The sequence below is a fragment of the Clostridium sp. cel8 genome (genome assembly GCF_014050525.1).
Taxonomy (GTDB): Bacteria; Bacillota; Clostridia; order Clostridiales; family Clostridiaceae; genus Clostridium_B.
Genome location: NZ_JACGAG010000002.1, coordinates 251,927 through 271,075 on the forward strand (window position 1 = coordinate 251,927; position 19,149 = coordinate 271,075).

Annotated in this window: 16 protein-coding genes; 5 read left to right on the forward strand and 11 right to left on the reverse strand. The window is 29.6% G+C overall.

The annotated features are described in order from the left end of the window. Positions 1 to 41 precede the first annotated feature (41 nt). The 7 genes from H2684_RS03335 to H2684_RS03365 all read right to left on the reverse strand — a co-directional run bounded on the left by H2684_RS03335 (position 42) and on the right by H2684_RS03365 (position 9,777). Positions 42 to 1,283 carry a PucR family transcriptional regulator ligand-binding domain-containing protein gene (locus tag H2684_RS03335; RefSeq protein ID WP_182087939.1) on the reverse strand — a complete coding sequence of 414 codons (1,242 nt, stop codon included), beginning with the start codon at positions 1,281 to 1,283 and terminating at the stop codon, positions 42 to 44. Between the two features lie 140 nt (positions 1,284 to 1,423). Further along, positions 1,424 to 2,011 carry a protein kinase gene (locus H2684_RS03340; RefSeq protein WP_182087940.1) on the reverse strand — a complete coding sequence of 196 codons (588 nt, stop codon included), beginning with the start codon at positions 2,009 to 2,011 and terminating at the stop codon, positions 1,424 to 1,426. A 56-nt stretch (positions 2,012 to 2,067) separates the two neighbouring features. Next, a complete protein-coding gene (gene carB, locus H2684_RS03345) occupies positions 2,068 to 5,274 on the reverse strand; it encodes a carbamoyl-phosphate synthase large subunit (protein WP_182087941.1) in 3,207 nt (1,068 codons plus the stop codon). Between the two features lie 41 nt (positions 5,275 to 5,315). Next, on the reverse strand, positions 5,316 to 6,365 hold the full coding sequence (gene carA / locus H2684_RS03350) for a glutamine-hydrolyzing carbamoyl-phosphate synthase small subunit (protein WP_182087942.1): 1,050 nt from the start codon (positions 6,363 to 6,365) through the stop codon (positions 5,316 to 5,318). Positions 6,366 to 6,695: 330 nt separating this feature from the next. Beyond that, positions 6,696 to 7,037: a hypothetical protein gene (locus H2684_RS03355; RefSeq protein ID WP_182087943.1), complete on the reverse strand. Its 342-nt coding sequence runs from the start codon at positions 7,035 to 7,037 to the stop codon at positions 6,696 to 6,698. A gap of 285 nt (positions 7,038 to 7,322) precedes the next feature. Next, a complete protein-coding gene (locus tag H2684_RS03360; protein WP_182087944.1) occupies positions 7,323 to 8,771 on the reverse strand; it encodes an MDR family MFS transporter in 1,449 nt (482 codons plus the stop codon). Positions 8,772 to 8,847: 76 nt separating this feature from the next. Then, entirely contained in the window at positions 8,848 to 9,777 is a 930-nt protein-coding gene (locus H2684_RS03365; protein ID WP_182087946.1) for a ribonuclease Z, read from the reverse strand. 332 nt (positions 9,778 to 10,109) lie between these two features. On the opposite strand from H2684_RS03365, the gene H2684_RS03370 reads away from it, so the two are divergent. Then, positions 10,110 to 11,096 (forward strand): biotin--[acetyl-CoA-carboxylase] ligase, encoded by a 987-nt coding sequence (locus tag H2684_RS03370; protein WP_182087948.1) that lies wholly within the window; start codon positions 10,110 to 10,112, stop codon positions 11,094 to 11,096. A gap of 73 nt (positions 11,097 to 11,169) precedes the next feature. Then, entirely contained in the window at positions 11,170 to 12,348 is a 1,179-nt protein-coding gene (gene iadA / locus H2684_RS03375; protein ID WP_182087949.1) for a beta-aspartyl-peptidase, read from the forward strand. Positions 12,349 to 12,359: 11 nt separating this feature from the next. Here the strand turns inward: iadA and H2684_RS03380 are convergent, their stop codons facing one another. Continuing rightward, positions 12,360 to 13,088, reverse strand: a complete 729-nt coding sequence (locus H2684_RS03380) for a 4Fe-4S dicluster domain-containing protein (protein ID WP_182087951.1) — start codon at positions 13,086 to 13,088, stop codon at positions 12,360 to 12,362. A gap of 154 nt (positions 13,089 to 13,242) precedes the next feature. Further along, positions 13,243 to 13,371, reverse strand: a complete 129-nt coding sequence (locus H2684_RS12395) for a hypothetical protein (RefSeq protein WP_279286868.1) — start codon at positions 13,369 to 13,371, stop codon at positions 13,243 to 13,245. A gap of 444 nt (positions 13,372 to 13,815) precedes the next feature. Between H2684_RS12395 and H2684_RS03385 the strand changes: the two genes are divergently transcribed. Continuing rightward, on the forward strand, positions 13,816 to 14,649 hold the full coding sequence (locus tag H2684_RS03385) for a methyl-accepting chemotaxis protein (RefSeq protein WP_182087953.1): 834 nt from the start codon (positions 13,816 to 13,818) through the stop codon (positions 14,647 to 14,649). 70 nt (positions 14,650 to 14,719) lie between these two features. Here H2684_RS03385 and nirJ2 read toward each other — a convergent pair whose 3' ends face one another. Next, the gene (nirJ2, locus tag H2684_RS03390) at positions 14,720 to 15,709 is read right to left on the reverse strand and encodes a putative heme d1 biosynthesis radical SAM protein NirJ2 (RefSeq protein WP_182087955.1); all 990 of its coding nucleotides are present in this window, start codon (positions 15,707 to 15,709) and stop codon (positions 14,720 to 14,722) included. Between the two features lie 189 nt (positions 15,710 to 15,898). Here nirJ2 and H2684_RS03395 point away from each other — a divergent pair, with 189 nt between their 5' ends. Together H2684_RS03395 and H2684_RS03400 are read left to right on the forward strand one after the other, a co-directional pair. Continuing rightward, positions 15,899 to 16,450: a GNAT family protein gene (locus H2684_RS03395; protein ID WP_182087956.1), complete on the forward strand. Its 552-nt coding sequence runs from the start codon at positions 15,899 to 15,901 to the stop codon at positions 16,448 to 16,450. Between the two features lie 52 nt (positions 16,451 to 16,502). Beyond that, positions 16,503 to 17,396 carry a DUF2156 domain-containing protein gene (locus H2684_RS03400; protein WP_182087958.1) on the forward strand — a complete coding sequence of 298 codons (894 nt, stop codon included), beginning with the start codon at positions 16,503 to 16,505 and terminating at the stop codon, positions 17,394 to 17,396. Between the two features lie 43 nt (positions 17,397 to 17,439). Here H2684_RS03400 and H2684_RS03405 read toward each other — a convergent pair whose 3' ends face one another. Beyond that, on the reverse strand, positions 17,440 to 19,098 hold the full coding sequence (locus tag H2684_RS03405; RefSeq protein ID WP_182087959.1) for a glutamine--tRNA ligase/YqeY domain fusion protein: 1,659 nt from the start codon (positions 19,096 to 19,098) through the stop codon (positions 17,440 to 17,442). Between the last annotated feature and the right edge of the window lie 51 nt (positions 19,099 to 19,149).

Sequence of the window (19,149 nt, forward strand, 5' to 3'; positions counted from 1 at the left end):
CATTTGTATTTTTGTACACCATAATTTAATATGACCCGAAACTATATCTTAATCAAATTTAAAAAAATTCCAATTTGCATACATAACTTAATATTAAATACCACTTCTTCATCTTTTAAATCGCATTGTAATATATCTTCTATCCTCTTGACTCTGTATTTCATCGTATTTCTATGGATATATAATTCTTCTGATGCCTTTCCTAAATTTCTATTATTTTTCAAATATACATGGAGAGTTTTTATCAAACATGATGAATTTTTCTTGTCATATTCTTTTAACTTCAATAAATTTTCATTAAATAGATTTTTCATTTCATCGTATCTATCCATTTCAAAAAATAGCCTAAATACTCCCAGATCACTATAACTTACAATGACATTATTTCTATTTAATCTTTTTAATATCTCTAAAGTCTTTTTTCCCTGTGAAATTGCAGATTTAAAGTCTTTTAAATCACTACATATTCCTCCTATGCCTATGCTAACTGTAATTGGACTTAACCTTTTATTTATTTCCATCTTTATGTCATTTGCAATATTAAATATTTCTTTTTTAACTGAATCATTCATTTTTTTATTATTTTTACCTAAAGAAATCATAATAAAAAAACTATCACTTTGGACAGCACAAAAGTATTTTTTGTTGTTCTTATGCATTATTTCATCAATGATAGCTTGAATATAATTTTTTATATCTAAAATAACATCTTCATTATATAATTCATTGTTCTTTATATATGAGCTAAAATCATCTATATCCACTACAATTGCACAATAATATCGATTTATACTGTATCCATATAAAATCGCCCTGTTTAAAATTTCATCAGTAATATCTATATCCTCAAAAATTATTTCTTTCATAAAATTATTCACAGATTCTTTTTGAGAATTTTTAATCAAAATGCTTTTACAAATAATTTGGGTTACATCTATTAGTCTAACTTCAAATGGAAGCTCAAATACAGGAAAATCAACTTTATTTGCAAAGTCTATAATTTCTTTAGGTGTTGATTTAATATATGGTCCAACATTTATAACAAGTCCAGATAACTTTTTCAAATTTATTTCTTTAATAAACTTAAGCATTAATGAAGTATTATTACCTATTACAACTCCCGTTATAAATAGAAGCTCTCCTCCTCTTACATAATTTACTGCATTGGGTATTTCAGTAACATGAACCCAACTAATAACTTTATCCAACCCACCAGCACCTGCCACTACTTTCATTTTCTCAAGTCCTGGCAAATTCAACATATTTCTACAAGTTATGAACATATTTTCCACCTAAACCTTTCGATAAAAATATCATTAATTGTCAATATAATAATTATTATAGTAAAATATTATTAAATATACAAAAAATGCATCATTTTATTATAATATAATAAAATGATGCATAACACAATTTCCCATATCTATTTTATCCCATATTTCAAATATCTTTTTATTCTAAAACTCCAATCATCATAAACTTCATTGTATTCTTCATAAACAACATTTAAGAATTCATCTAGAACTCCAAGTTTATTCAGTCCTTTCATCAAGTGTCTTGGATAAACACAACTCTTTGAATAGTTATTTTTAGGATCAATTACATTTAGGAAAAATTTTTCATCTAAGTACAAATCTTTACATCTTATGTCTAACCTAGTAAATTTAAGTTTTTTAAATTCTTTTAAAAGCTTTATAATGCTATGTGCTGTTTTATAGTTCAATCCATTTTTCTTAATATAGTAATCAAGCCGGGTCCCTTTAGCATAACTTCTTACAATATAATAATCGCCATGAGAATACACTTTTGGAAAATGCTTGCTTTTAGAAGTCTTCTTTAATATACTATATTCACTTGCACACACACCTTTGTCTTTAAAAATCTTGATAACTCTATTGTTTTTAAGTAAATACACCACTCCATTATGACCTACACCTAAAAATTTGCCTTTTCTTAAAAGATTCTCTGCTTCGTCAGTGAGTTCAATATAATATCCAGCATTTTTATTCATAAAATTTCCTTCCTTAATTGCTGTTACTATATTCTATGAAGGATGCCTAGGTTAATTTACTTGTATTCTGAAAATATATCAAATTTAAAGTCTTTATAACCATTATATTTAACATAGGTCATTGCCCTAAGTGTATCAAGAGAAGTGATAACTTCTATATTTCTCTCAACTGCTTCTCTTCTTATATGAAATCCATCTCTTGAAGAATCATTCCCTTTTGTAGGAGTGTTTATAACCAAATCAACTTCTTCTTTCTTTATAACATCTATTATATTTGGTTTTTCCTCTTTCATTTTTCTAGTTTCTTTTACCTCTATTCCATTTTCTCTTAGAAGTTTTGCAGTTCCTCTTGTAGCTACAAACTTAATTCCCAATTCGTTGATTTTTTTAGCTATAGGTAAAAATTCCTGTTTATCATGATCACTTATAGTTGCAAGTACAGTTTTAACTTCACTACTTGAAAACATATTTGCAGCTATAAAGCCTTTATATAGAGCTTCCGTAAGATTTTTTCCTACTCCGAGTACTTCACCTGTAGATCGCATTTCAGGTCCAAGTGAAACTTCAACATTTGGCAACTTCTGAGTAGAAAATACAGGAACTTTCACAGCTGAAATGCTAGGCTCTTTAAAGATTCCAGTGCCATACCCCATATCCTTTAGTTTTTCACCAAGCATAACTCTTGTTGCAATGTCAACAATAGGCACATTACTTACTTTACTTATATATGGTACAGTTCTAGATGCTCTTGGATTCACCTCTATTACATAAAGATTATCCTTGTATTCTATAAACTGTATATTTATCATTCCCTTTATTTTTATTTCGAGAGCCAAACTTCTAGTATATTCCAGTACCTTTTTCTTAACTTTGTCACTTATATTCTCACTTGGATACATAGTTATACTATCTCCAGAATGTACACCTGCCCTTTCAAGATGTTCCATAACCCCTGGTATTAAAACATCATAACCATCACATATTGCATCTACTTCTATTTCTCTTCCCATTAAGTACTTATCTATCAGTATTGGATTCTTTTTATCTTTATCAAATGCTTTTGAAAGATAGTATGTAAGTTCCCTTTCATCGTAAGTTATCTCCATTCCTTGACCACCAAGAACATAAGATGGCCTTACAAGCACTGGAAACCCAAGTGCTCTAGCTTCTTCAAGTCCTTGCTTTAATGTCCATACACCTTTACCTTTAGGCCTTTTTATCTGAAGTTTTTCAAGTAGTTCATCAAACTTTTCCCTGTTTTCCGCTGCATCTATTTGATCTGCAGTTGTACCTAATATAGCTATATTCTTTTCTTTTAAGAACTCAGCAAGCTTTATTGCAGTTTGACCTCCAAATTGAAGAATTACTCCATAAGGCTTTTCTTTATCAACTACATTGAGAACTTCTTCCTTAGTTATAGGTTCAAAATACAATTTATCTGAAATATCAAAATCTGTACTTACAGTTTCTGGATTATTGTTTATAATAATAGTTTCAATATCCAATTTTCTAAGCATCTTTACACAATGAACAGAAGCATAGTCAAATTCTATTCCCTGACCTATTCTTATTGGTCCAGATCCTATAACAATCACCTTTTTTCTATCTGATACCTGAACTTCATCTTCTTTTTCATAAGTAGAATAATAATATGGAGAAATTGCTTCAAATTCACCTGCACAGGTATCTACCATTTTGTATGACGGTTTTATATTCCATATATTTCTAAGGTTGTATATTTCATCTGGATCTACTTTTAGCATAGATGCTATAGCCTTATCTGAAAATCCTTTCTTCTTAAGAAGAGTAAGCCACTTTTTATCCAAATCATCTATACTGCTTTTCTTCAACTTTTCTTCCTCATCTATAATCCATTTAAACTTGTATATGAAAAATTCATCCATTCCTGTTATGCAAGATAACATAGATACTCTATATCCTCTTCTTATCATTTCAGAAAGTGCAAATATTCTCTCATCATCTGGACACTTAATTCTGTTTTTAAGTTCTTCTAAACTTAATTTTTTAAATTTTTTATAGTCAAGTGAATATGCTCCTATTTCAAGGGATCTTATTCCCTTTAAAAATGCAGCTTCAAAGTTGCTTCCTATAGCCATAACTTCACCTGTAGCCATCATCTTTGTTCCAAGATTTCTATTTGCTCCTTGAAACTTGTCAAAAGGCCACTTTGGTATCTTAACAACAACATAGTCAAGGGATGGTTCAAAACAAGCATAAGTTTTTTTAGTAACAGCATTTTTTATTTCATCCAATCTATATCCAAGTGCAATTTTTGCGGCAACTTTTGCAATTGGATATCCAGTTGCCTTAGAAGCAAGTGCAGAGGATCTGCTTACTCTTGGATTTATTTCTATTACAGCATATTGAAATGAATTAGGATTTAAAGCAAGTTGTACATTACATCCTCCCTCTATTCCAACTTCATTTATTATATCTATAGAAGCAGTTCTAAGCATTTGGTATTCCTTATCTGAGAGAGTTTGACTTGGTGCCACAACTATACTATCACCTGTATGTATTCCTACTGGGTCTATATTTTCCATATTACACACAGTTATGCAATTTCCATAGCTATCTCTCATTACCTCATATTCTATTTCCTTCCATCCTTTTATGCTCTTTTCAATTAACACCTGACCTATTGAACTCAATTCAAGTCCAGACTCAAGTATAGTTTCAAGCTCATCCTCATTTTCCGCTATTCCACCACCAGTTCCTCCAAGTGTATAAGCCGGCCTTACTATAACAGGATAACCTATTCTATTTGCAAATTTCTTTCCAGCATCTATATCATTTATTATTTCACTCTCAACTACAGGTTGATTTATCTTATTCATTGCATCTCTGAATAACTCCCTATCTTCACCTGTTTTTATAGATTCTATTGATGTACCTATTATATTTACATTATACTTTTCAAGCACACCTTTTTCATATAACTCTACTGCAAGATTTAATGCTGTCTGTCCTCCCATTCCTGGAAGTAAGCTATCTGGTCTTTCTTTTTCTATCACTTTCTCTACAAATTCTACTGTAAGAGGTTCTATATAAACTTTGTCTGCAACTTCTCTATCCGTCATAATAGTTGCAGGATTGCTATTTATAAGTACAACTTCTATTCCCTCTTCTTTTAATGATTCACAAGCTTGAGTCCCTGAATAGTCAAACTCCGCCGCTTGACCTATAATTATTGGTCCTGATCCTATAACTAATACTTTCTTTATATCTTTATTTAAAGGCATAATCTTGTTCTCCCTTCAATTTGTATTTATAAACTTTTTACTTAAAGTGCGTATTTTGCAAATTCATCAAATATATAATTATTATCTTCAGGTCCAGGTGAGCCTTCTGGATGAAATTGTATTGAGTATATTGGTAAATTCTTATGCTTCATACCTTCCACAGAGCCATCATTTAAGCTAATATGAGTTACCTCCATGTCCTCTGGAAGTCTATTTACATAATATCCATGATTTTGAGATGTTATAAAAACTCTATTGTTTTTTAAATTCTTCACAGGATGATTACATCCCCTATGTCCAAATTTCAATTTTGCAGTAGTTCCCCCAAAGGCTAGTGCTAAAAGTTGATGTCCAAGACATATTCCAACTGTTGTTTTTTTTAATGCAAGCTCTTTTATATTTTGAATTTCATTTTTTAAATCAGATGGATCTCCAGGTCCATTTGAGATAAATATTAAATCAGGATTAACTTTAAGAACATCTAGAGCACTTGTAGTTGCAGGAAATACCGTAATTTTAAATCCTCTTCTCGTAAAATTTTCTAGTATGCTAGTTTTTACACCAAAATCCATAACTGCAATATGCTTTCCCTTTCCATCTATGCAATATGGTTTCTTTGTTGTAACCTGGCAAACTGCATCTACATTTGAAAAAGAGTTAAGCTCATCTTTTACCATATTAAAATTCAAATCTTTGACAGTTATAATTCCCTTCATAGTACCTTTATTTCTAAGTAATTTTGTAAGACTTCTTGTATCAATTCCTGAAATTCCTATAATCTTTTTTAACCTTAAATAATCTTCAAGTTCTAATTCAGATCTAAAATTACTAGATATATTTGAATTTTCTCTCACTATAAATCCTTTTACTTTAGGTGATGATGATTCCATATCATTTAAATTTATACCATAATTTCCTATAAGTGGATAAGTCATAGTTACAATCTGTCCATAATAAGATGGATCTGTAAGTATTTCTTCATAGCCAGTCATTCCTGTATTAAAAACTACTTCTCCTACACTATCATTTAAGTATCCAAACGCTTCTCCTTCAAAAATACTTCCATCTTCCAATATCAGTTTAGCTTTCATAATATACCTCCTGTATTTTTACAGTAAAAATACACCTAATTAAAAAAACAAAAAGGTAATAGGAAAATCATTAAAAAAAATAATTTTCTTATTACCTTAACATTTAGATATAGAACTATTCATTTTTTTCCACATATAAAAGTATTTATCCATGTTTTATACCTCTTTCTGGCCTCACAGGACCAATTTAAAGTGTATTTTTTACTAAAATTCTTATTGAATATAATAATTTAAAAACAAACACATGTCAAGTGAAATATTATTATCTAAAAACCAAAAGGGATAGTTAAACTATTCTAGTAAAACTATCCCTAATATTAAATATCAATATTAAAATCCACATCTTTCACTTTTTTTTACATTTTTAATTGTAGTTATATTTATAATTTCTGCCTGAAAAGCCTTAAGAAGTGCCTTTTCCAGAACTTTTTCATGGTCAAAATTGGCAACATCAGTGCATACTGCAAAAACCTTATTTACATCTCCATATAAATTTTGATAAGTTAAAGTTACATTAGGCTTATCATACTCCACATCAATTATTTTTAGTCCCCAAGATATCTGCGCAAAATTATCTTTTACTTCCAACTTAGTTAAATTTTCTAATTTTTTTGCATCTTCGGAAGGATTTGTTACTATTATTAATTCATCTCCAACTTTATATTTACTCATATTAATCATCTCCCTTTTCTTTTTATATTTTAATAACCTGAGCACAGCTCTTAGGTATTTATATAATCTTATTATATTACTTTACATTGAAATCAATTCAAAGAATTTGAGAAACTTTTCACAAAATCAATTAAACAATTTAACAAACAATTTAACTTTTTACACTTAATTCATTCATTAATTAAAAAGCTTTAGTTAATTAACTTTATCTTATGCTATAATTATACTACAAATTATCAAAAAAGTATAGTTATAAAAATAACAATCTTTTTATAGATAATTAATTTATTTATCATTTTTCACCATGTTTGGTATCATAATAGATAACACTATAGCAAATACATCCAGTATAATCATTATAAAAAACACTATATGTAAACTAAAATTTAGAGATTCCTTTACTACACTTTTTGATATTCCATCTATTATATTTCCTGAGTACATAGCATTTGGGCTTATATTAAAAATATTTAAACTTCTCAAATACCTAAGTATGGAAAAGTTAAAAATACTTCCAAATACACTTATTCCTATTGTTTGACCTAAATTACGCAAAAGTGTATTTGAGGCAGTAGCTGCTCCTCTCTTATTATAATCTACAGACATCTGTATAACTATTGTAAGAGTTGTAAAATTCAATCCAAATCCTATTCCTAGAATTGCTGAAAAAAGTACAACTGAAAAAATTGAAGAATTCACTCCAAGCATAAATATGAATAATGTTCCTATAGTTATTGGAATTCCACTAAACACTATTATAGATTTTTCACCATATTTAACTATTTTATCTCCTATAAAAAATGCTGCTAAAAACCAAGTAATAGACATTGGAGCCATAATAAGTCCTGATACAGTTGCATTGTACTCCAGTACATTTTGTATGTATATTGCCATATAAACATCAATTCCCATAAGTACTGCAGAAAATATAAAACTTATAGCATTTATAAGTATATTTGACCTATCAAATATTTCAAAAGGCATAACAGGTTCTTTTGCCTTTTTCTCAACTTTATAAAATATTGCTAAAGACACTATAGCTATAATCCCACAAAATCCAGTTCTTAAATATTGTATATTGTAATCTTTTCCATTTGACATAAAAGTTAAAAGCAAAGCTATAATACCTATAGATAGTGATATAACACCTTTATAGTCTAATACTACTTCTTTCTTTTCAAAACTTTCTTTAACGTATTTCTGAATAAGTAGGATTGATATTATACCAAATGGAATATTCACAAAGAAAATCCAATGCCAAGAAAGCATATCTATTATAACTCCTCCAATAAAAGGTCCTATAAGACTAGATATTCCCCATATACTGCTGAGCCACCCTTGTACTTTTGCTCTTTCAGAAAGTGAAAATTGATCTCCCACTATTGTATATGTAATAGTATATATAGCTCCTGCCCCTAAGCCCTGAACTCCACGAAATGCCATTAGATGATACATATTTTGTGATAATCCACATGCAAAACTACCTATTAAAAATATAATTATTCCAACAGAAAGAGTATTTTTTCTTCCATATAAATCTGCCAATTTGCCATAAATTGGTGTACTTACTGAAGCTGTAAGCAAATAAAGGGAAAATACCCAGCTTACAAGTTCAAATCCATTTAAATCTTTAACTATAGTTGGCACAGCTATAGTCACAACTGTAGTTTCAACAGCTGCCAAAACCATTGCTAGCATTATAGCTACAACTATTCCCCTTTTGGATGCTTCCACTTAAATCACCACCTTGAGAACCTTAAGAAAAAATATTAAATGTAAAAAAATATATCTATTAATATAGATTTTTATATTATAACATATCTTGCATATCATTCTCAAAATTAAGTGATTTTTTCATGCCATTTTCTCCAATAATAGTATTTTTAAATATCTTCCTTGTTTCTTCAATATACAATTCAGGTTTGAGCATAGAAGTGCTAAAATGTGTAAGCCATAATTCCTTAACCTCTCCTTTTTTCGCAAGAAGTGCTGCTTCTCTAAATAACATGTGTTTATATTCTACTGCCTTTTCATATTTCTCATTATCTCCATAGGTACCTTCGCACACAAATAAGTCAGAATGATTTATAAAACCTATCAACTCATCAGTTGGTCTTGAATCTGTACAGTATGAAACTTTAATTCCTCTACGCTCTTTTCCATAAATCATATCACTTCTGTATACCTTCCCATTGTATTTGACTTTATTTTCATGTTGAAGTTTACTCCACAACTTAACAGGTACATCATTAGAAATAGCTTTTTTTCTATCAAATTTTCTCTTCCTTGGAATATAAATTGAATAGGCAAAACATGGCACTCTATGTTCTACAGGAAGTATATTTATATTAAAATTTCCTATCCTTTTAAAGCACTGTTTATCTTCGTCTATTTCAATCAAATTTAAGCTATAAGGAAGATCACAAGTTATAACTGTAAGTCCTTTTACCACATCTAAGAGTCCTCTAGGCCCAATTATAGTTAAAGGTTCTTTTCTTCCAGAATTTGCTATAGCAAGAAGGATTCCGGGAAAACCTGCAATGTGATCTGCATGAAAATGTGTAAATAAAATTGCATCAATTGACTTGAAACCAAGTTTATTTATCTTTATGCTTATTTGGGTACCTTCTCCACAATCTATAAGTAATTTTCGTCCTTTACAGGAAACCAATAGTGATGTCAAAAATCTATCAGGAGTAGGAACGCTTCCTCCACAGCCAAGTAGACATACATCTAGCATAAAAACACCTTCTTTTTTCAATTATATTTAGTAAACTCCAGGACATTATATATAAATTATTATTTCATTTAATATTTATCCTATATCAATTTACTATACTTTAAACATAAAGATTATTTATAATATCTTTTTAGTACTGACTTTTAATTAAAATACCTACTCTATTATATTGTAATTTAATTATAAACAAAGAACTACAAAATATCATATACTTTTTCCTTACTATAAACTTAAAATTAAAAATTTAAATTAATATATACAAATATCAATGCCCTTCTATATTTTAAATTATTGTAGTATAATACCTTTAATATGAAGGTGGGATAATTTTTATGAAAGAATCTATATTGAATTTATTAAAGGAAAACAAAAATAATTTTATATCTGGTCAAGCACTAAGTGAAAAATTAAAAGTCAGTCGTACTGCTATATGGAAATATATAAATATCTTAAAAAAAGAAGGTTATAAAATAGAATCTTACTCAAAAAAAGGTTATAAACTTATAGAATCTCCTGACATACTAACTTATGAAGAGGTAAAAGATACCCTTAACACGAGCTGTATAGGAAGAAACTATTTCTATTTTGAAAGTATAAATTCAACAAATTTAAAAGCAAAAGAACTAGCAGAAAAAGGTGCTTCTAATGGAACTATAGTGATATCTGAGGAGCAGACACTTGGGCGCGGACGACTTGGTAGATCATGGATTTCTCCAAAATACAAGGGAATATGGAGTTCAATAATATTAAGACCTAATATATCTCCTGTAGACGTTCCAAAAATAACGCAGATAGCCGCTGCTGCTATTATAAATACTTTAAACACATTTGACATAAAAGCCTATGTAAAATGGCCAAATGATATAATCATAAATCATAAAAAAGTATGTGGTATCCTTACAGAAATGAGCGGAGAATTAAACAAAGTAAACTATGTCATTGTTGGAGTTGGTATAAATGCAAATTTGGATAAAGAGGACTTTCAAGGAGATGTGTCTAAAAAAGCTACTTCTTTAAAAATTGAAAATGGGTCAAATATTTCTAGGAAATTCTTTCTAGGTACATTTATAAATGAATTTGAAAAACTATACTTGGAATTTGAAAAAAATGCTACTGTAAAATCATCAATAGATATATGTAAAAAATACTCTGCAGTACTTGGAAAAGATATAAAGATAATATCTCCAAGCCAAGAATTGTACGCAAAAGCTATTGATATAAGCGAAAATGGCGAACTAGTAGTTAAATACCCTAACGGTTCTATAGATACTATTATATGTGGAGAAATATCTATAAGAGGCATAAACGACTACATCTAAATTTTGAATAAAAAATCCTCCTAATATACATACTACATTAAAATACAATTAGTATATTAGGAGTGATTTTTAAATGCTTTTAATTAAAAATGCAGAATTATTTTCTCCAAAATATCTTGGCAGGAAAGACATACTTATAGCATTCAATAAAATAGCTTACATATCCTCTAGCATAGATTTACCTAAGGGAAATTTTCCTCAAATCGATGTAATTGATGCTAGTGGACTAATTGCCACTCCTGGCTTAATTGATCTTCATATACATATAGATGGTGCCGGAGGAGAAGGTGGATTTACAAATAGGACTCCTGAAATGAATCTTTCAAAAATCACTTCAAATGGAATAACAACTTGCGTAGGTCTTCTTGGCACAGACGGCACTACGAGAAGCATGGGAAGCTTACTTGCAAAAGCCAGAGCACTTGATAAAGAAGGATTAACTACATACTGCTGGACTGGATGTTATGAAATACCTACTAGAACTTTAACAAGTACCGTTAGATCTGACATAGTATCAATAGACAAAATTATAGGTTGTGGTGAAATAGCAATATCAGACCATAGAAGTAGCTGTCCCTCTGTAGAGAGCTTAATGCATGTGGGAAGTGAATGTAGAGTAGGAGGACTCCTATCAAACAAATGTGGAATACTTCACCTACATGTAGGTGATGGCAAATCTGGATTAAAACCTCTGTTTGATATAGTAGATAGGTCAAATATACCTCTTACAAATCTTCTTCCAACGCATGTAAATAGAAATTCCAAAGTTACAAAACAGGCAATAGAATATGCTAAATCAGGTGGATATATAGATTTAACAACTGGCATAAAAAATGAGGGAGATACAGCAATATCTGCAGCTGATTTGTATATTTCTATGCTTCAAGAGAAAGTTTCTCCATATAACATAACTATGAGTTCTGACGCAGGAGGAAGTATGCCTATATTTGATGATAAAGGTAACCTTAAAAGGTTAACTGCAGGACTTCCAACTACAGATATGGATACACTAAGGGAATGCCTTCAAAAGGATATACCTCTTGAAACTGCATTAATACCTTTCACTTCTTCTCCTGCCAAACTTTTAAAATTAAAATCCAAAGGTAACATAAAGGAAAACTTTGATGCCGATATACTACTTCTAGATAAAAATTTTAAAATATCATATGTTATATCCAAGGGAAATATAATGGTAAGTAATTATAAACCTATAGTATATGGCACCTTTGAAAATTCTAATGAAAATAATTAACTATGTTATTACTATCCAATAATACGGCCATCAGTTGATATAACAACTTCTCTGTATGGAATTATTATCTGAGATTTTAGCATTGCATTCTTTACAGCTGCTACAATTCCACCACAGCAAGGTACTTCCATTCTTACTACAGTTATACTTTTAAGATTGTTATTTGCTATAATTTCTGTAATTTTATCCTCATAATATGCTATGTCATCAAGTTTAGGGCATCCTATAACTGTAATACGACCCTTAATAAATTCCTTGTGGAAATTTCCATAGGCATAAGCAGTGCAATCTGCTGCAACTAATAAATCTGCTCCTTTTAAATAAGGTGCCCTTGTATTTATAAGCTTCAATTGCACTGGCCACTGCTGAAGTTCAGATGTAACATTATCAAAGCTTTCTGCAGATTGTAAGTTTTTCCTATTTACATTTATTTTAGATGACATTCTCTTTATAGTCTTTGCAGCTGTTCCAGGACATCCACATGGTAAATCCTCTTTATTAGCTTCTCTCTTCTTTTTCATAACTAAGTCTTCATTATAGGCCTTACTTTCTCTTTCAATTATCTCTATGGCTCCTGTAGGACATTCTGGAAGACAATCTCCAAGCCCATCACAGTATTCATCACTTATAAGTTCTGCTTTGCCATCTATAAGTTCTATTGCTCCTTCATGACATGCATCAATACACAATCCACATCCATTACATTTTTCTTTATCTATATTCACAATTTTTCTTATCATATTAATTCCCTCCTGAATTTTATATTGCTTTTATAATCTTATTATAATAAAACAAAATAATAAATTCCGTATCATATGTTACCATTATAAAAAAAGAAAGGAAAACGACAGATTCGTTTTCCTTTTAAAATTATATTGATAATTTTTCTGTAGTTTAACAATCTTTCTTATAGTTGTTACCACATCCGCATCCGCAGCATAGTAATAATAATATTATTATTATCATTACCTCATTTCCGCCGCAGAAACCTCCGTATCCATATCCACCACATCTGTGTGACATAAAGACCCCTCCTTATCATCTTGACTTTTTAAGTTATCTTATTTTTAATCTTTAGTTGTAATGTCATTACATTAACTGTCTAGTAAAAGATTTTGATAGTTGGATTACAGATCAAAGAATTAACATCTTCCTCCGCAGCTAGCACCACAGCACAACAAAAGTAATATTATTATCACTATTACTTCATTTCCTGATCTATTACCACCACAACATCTACTTGACATAAAGATCCCTCCTTGTTTTCTTTTAATATTTTTTAGGTACTCTAATTTTTCATCATGTGTTCTATACTTCTATAGTATTAATTAAAGGCATAAACGTGACTCTTTATTCAAAACATTTATAAACTAATTTATAAAATCTATTAAATGTATTATAGACAATTAAATAAGCAACCCTTAAAATAGTAATTGGAAATAATATTTTAACTTGGGGGTAATACAAATGACGGAAACTGATATTAAAATAAATAATAAACTTCAAAGTGCATTTGAAACTTTAATGCCTTACATGCATTATTTCTTTGATGATGAAATAGCTTTTACTATGTCTACTACTGAACATTTTATAAAAGTTGTAAACAGCCCGAATATAATTATGACTGCTAAACCAGGGGATCCTTTAAGACCAAAAGGTGCTGCTTATGAATGCATAAAAGCCAAAAAACCAATAGTTACAATAGTTCCAAAAGAAACATTTGGTGTAGAGATAAAAGCTATAGGAATACCTGTAAAGGAAGATGGGAAAATAATAGGTAGTATAGTTTTAGTTAAAAGTCTAGAACGTCACTACAAATTCTTAGAGTCTTCAAAAATACTATCTCAAGCAATAGACAATATCTCAAAAGCATCTAAAATTTTAACTTCTAATATACAAAAATCAGTAAATTTCAATAACAATATACTATCTGAAGTAAAAGATGCGGCAGATAAAGCCAAAAATACAGATGAAGTTTTAATTTTTATAAAAAATATAGCATCTAAAACAAATCTCTTAGGTTTAAATGCCGCAATAGAAGCCTCTAGGGCTGGAGAAAATGGTAAGGGATTTTCAGTAGTTGCAAATGAAATAAGAAAATTGTCCAATTCCAGCAATGAATCTGTATCTCAAATAAATTCCATACTTAAGGAAATAGAAAACACAGTTTTAAATGTATCAGAAGAAATAAACTCTACTTCCAACACATTTAAAACCCAGCTTGCCCAAATTCAAGAAATGAATTCTTCTATAAACAACCTTATGAAACTCGTTGATAATCTCAATGAATTGTCTGAATAACATAGTATTTATAAAAACTTATAAACATTAATTATTTTTATGCCATAAATGGCAGGAAGATTGACTAACTCTATAAGGCTTCAAATGATTTACAATTTTTTTCTCCTGCCATATAGTTTCCATTGTTATAATAAGCAGCTCTTGCCCTGCATCCTCCACAAATATCTACATTTTTGCACTTTCCACAATTTCCGCCATAATTATAGCTTCTCAATATTTTAAGTGTACTATTATTATTCCAAATCTCATCAAACGGATTGTCTTTTACATTTCCAACCGGTTTATCAAGATATGCACATGGTTGGACATCTCCATTTGGTGCTATTATGCAGTAACTTATACCAGCTAAACATCCTCTTTTAAATCTCATTTGTAAATCCATATCTTTGCCAATTTTAATAAATTGAGGAGCACAAGTTGGCTTTATTGTTATACTGCAATTTTTTTGTTTTTTCATAAGCTTTTGAATTATATCGTTATATTCTTCAGAATCTAAAACTTGAGTTTCTATTTCTTCACCTCTTCCAGTAGGTACTAGAAAAAATTGATAGTGTGCCTTTGCTCCCATTGAAACTGCAAGATCAGTTATATTGAGTATTTCATCTTTATTCCACTTCATCACTGTAGTGTGTATCTGAAATGGAAGACCTACATCTCTACAATTTTTCATTCCAAATAATGCTCCACTCCATGCATTATTATTTTTTCTAAAAGCATTATGCTTTTTAGGATCCAAACTATCTAAACTTATTCCTGCACATTTAATTCCCGCATCTTTAAGTTTTGAGGCAACGCTCCTTGTTATAAGAGTTCCATTACTTCCAAGTACTGTCCTAATTCCAAGACTACTTGCATAACTTATAACTTCATATATATCCTCTCTCATAAGAGGTTCTCCTCCAGAAAATATCATCATTTTAAATCCAGCTTTATATATTTCTTTTATAAGTTTTAAAGCCTCTTTAGTAGTTAATTCTTTATTTTTAACTTCACCTGAATCTCTATAACAGTGTTTACAATGCATATTACACCTATTAGTAACATTCCATGATATTATCATCTAATCTCCCCTTATACAATAATTTAGTATTAAAGTTATTTAAATCAACATTATCATAAATATAGAATATTTAAAAGAACTATATCAAATTTTACAAATTTATATTTGAACTATACTACACATATAAGCTATAATATTATTTAAAAGTTATTATTCTATAATTTTAATTTTTATAAGGAGGCATATCTATTGATAAAAAATTTACTAAAGGGGTCTAGAGTAATTCTCACTTCTTTCAAAGAAGATGATATAAAAACACTAGATACATGGTACAATGATGTATCATTTTTAAGAAATTATGATATGATCTCAGCCTTTCCAAGATCATCAGATGAATTAAAACCTATGATAGAAGATGTTAAAAAATCCCAAGATAAGTTTATTTTTGCCGTAAGGAACTTATCAAATGACAAACTTATAGGAGTTACAGGATATGAAGATATACTATGGAATAATGGTACTGCTACTGTATACATAGGTTTAGGTGATCCTTCAAATAGAGGTCAAGGTATTGGATATGAAGCCTTAAATCTTACTCTTGAATTTGGATTTGAGGAGTTAAACCTCCACAAAATTCAACTTACAGTGCTATCTTATAATACACCTGCTATAAAATTATATGAAAAAACAGGATTCAAAAAGGAAGGGACCTATAGAGAATTCATACATAGAGATAATAAAAGATATGATATGTATTTATACGGTATATTAAGAAGAGAATGGGAATCTCGTAACATATAGAATACGAGATTAACTTATAAAAATAACAATTGAATTTACAAGGAGAATTTTTATGCTAAAATTTAAACCCTTAACTATTGATGACAAAAGCATTTTTGACAAATATCTTGCAGGATATAACTTTGACACCTGTGAATATTCTTTCACAACTCTACTAATTTGGAGAAAAGGTTGCGACGTAAGTTATACTTTAATAGATGATGCAATAGTTATTAAAAAAACTGGATTTGACGGAAATTATTACTTTATGCAGCCTATTGGTTATACAAAAGACAATTTAGAACACATAGTAGAAGAACTTGCTAAATATGCAAGTGAAAATAATATGCCAAATCTATTTTGCGATGCTGAAGAAAGTTTTTTAAATGATATGAAAGAATTGTATGGAGAAAGAATTAAAGTTAAAGAAGATGTAGACAATTTTGACTACATATACGATACTCAAAAACTAATAACCTTATCCGGCAAAAAGCTTCATTCAAAGAAAAATCATTACAATAAGTTTATAAAAACATATAATTATAAGACAAAAGATTTTTTTGAACCTGGTGTAAAAGATGACTTTATAAAGGCCGCTGAAACTTGGTATGAAAAGAAAAATAGTGATGATAAATATCTTTATTATGAGCTTGAAGGAATAAAAGAATTATGCTCTAATATGAAACTATTAAATCTTAAAGCTCTTGCAGTATATGTTGATGATGAAATATCAGGATTTACAATAGGAGAAAAGATGAATGAAGATACTGCCATTATTCACATAGAAAAAGGGCTTCCAAACATAGATGGAATATACACTTTTATAAATAAATATTTTGTTGAAAACTATCTATCTGATGTAAAATATATAAACAGAGAACAAGATCTTGGCCTGGAAGGTCTAAGAAAGGCAAAAAAATCATATCGCCCTGTTAAAATGGGAAAAAAATATTGTATAAACTTATAAAAAATGTAGGTAAACTTGAATTATAAAGTTTACCTACATTTTTTTATTTTTTTATCTTAAAAGAACTCTTTAAAGGTACTATTCTGTTAAATACCAATTTTTCATCTTTTGAATCCTTATAATCTACATTAAAATATCCATGTCTAAAGAATTGAAATTTTTGTCCTGGTTTTGCTGATTTCATATTAGGTTCCAGAAAAGCATTTAAAACTTCTAGAGAATTTTTATTTACAGCATCTAAAAATGATTCACTTGCCTTTGCTACATCGTCCATTATAAGTGGTTCATACAATCTTACTTCAGCGGATATTGCAGTACTTGCATTTACCCAATGAATTGTTCCCCTTACTTTTCTTCCATCTGGACTATTTCCACCTCTTGATGCTGGATCATAAGTGCAATGCAACTCAACTACATTTCCATCTTTATCTTTAATTACTTCATTACATTTAACAAAGTAAGCACTTTTCAATCTAACTTCATTTCCAGGAAATAATCTATAATATTTCTTTGGTGGATTTTCCATAAAATCTTCCTGCTCAATATACAACTCCCTTGAAAATGGAACCTTCCTCTTTCCTGCATTAGGATCATCTGGATTGTTTTCAACTTCAAATTCTTCAACTTTTCCCTCAGGATAATTAGTTATTATGAGCTTAAGTGGTTTTAAAACAGCCATAGTTCTTGGAGCCTTTTTCTCAAGATCATCTCTTAAAAAGTAATCAAGCATCCTTGAATCAACTACACTACTTGCTTTAGCCACACCTATAGCCCTGCAAAAATTACGAATTGATTCAGGAGTAAATCCTCTTCTTCTAAGCCCTGCAATTGTAGGCATACGAGGATCATCCCATCCATCTACAAAATTTTCATCTACAAGTTGTTTAAGCTTTCTTTTACTCATAACAGTATTTGTAATATTCAATCTTGCAAATTCTATCTGCTTCGGTATATTATCCATTTCGCACTCACGTACTATCCAGTCATAGAGTGGTCTATGATCTTCAAATTCAAGAGTACATATTGAATGAGTTACTCCCTCTATAGCATCTTCAAGTGGATGTGCAAAGTCATACATAGGATATATGCACCATTTATCTCCTGTATTTTGATGCTTAGCATGAGCTATACGATAAATTACAGGATCTCGCAAGTTAATGTTTGGAGATGCCATATCTATTTTTGCCCTAAGAACTTTTTCCCCATCTTTAAATTTACCATTTTTCATATCCTCAAATAGCTTTAAATTTTCTTCTACAGTTCTATTTCTATAAGGACTTTCTATACCAGGCTTTTTAAGTGTTCCTCTATATTTTCTTATTTCCTCTGGACTTAAATCACAAACATAAGCTTTTCCTTTTTTTATAAGCAATACTGCACGTTTATACATTTCATCAAAATAATTTGAAGCAAAATGAAGCTCATCCCAGTTATATCCAAGCCATTTCACATCTTCTTTTATTGACTCTACATATTCAGTATCTTCTTTTATAGGATTTGTATCATCAAATCTCAAATTTGTTGTTCCATTAAATTCATCTGCCAATTCAAAGTTCAATACTATTGATTTTGCATGACCTATATGTAAATATCCATTTGGTTCTGGTGGAAATCTTGTCACTATCTTTTTATACTTCCCAGACTTCAAATCGTCTTCTACTATGTTTTTTATAAAATTTGAAACAATTTTGTTATCACTCATATAATCATTCCTTTTCTTTCAACTTATTATTTATATTATGCTCACATTAAT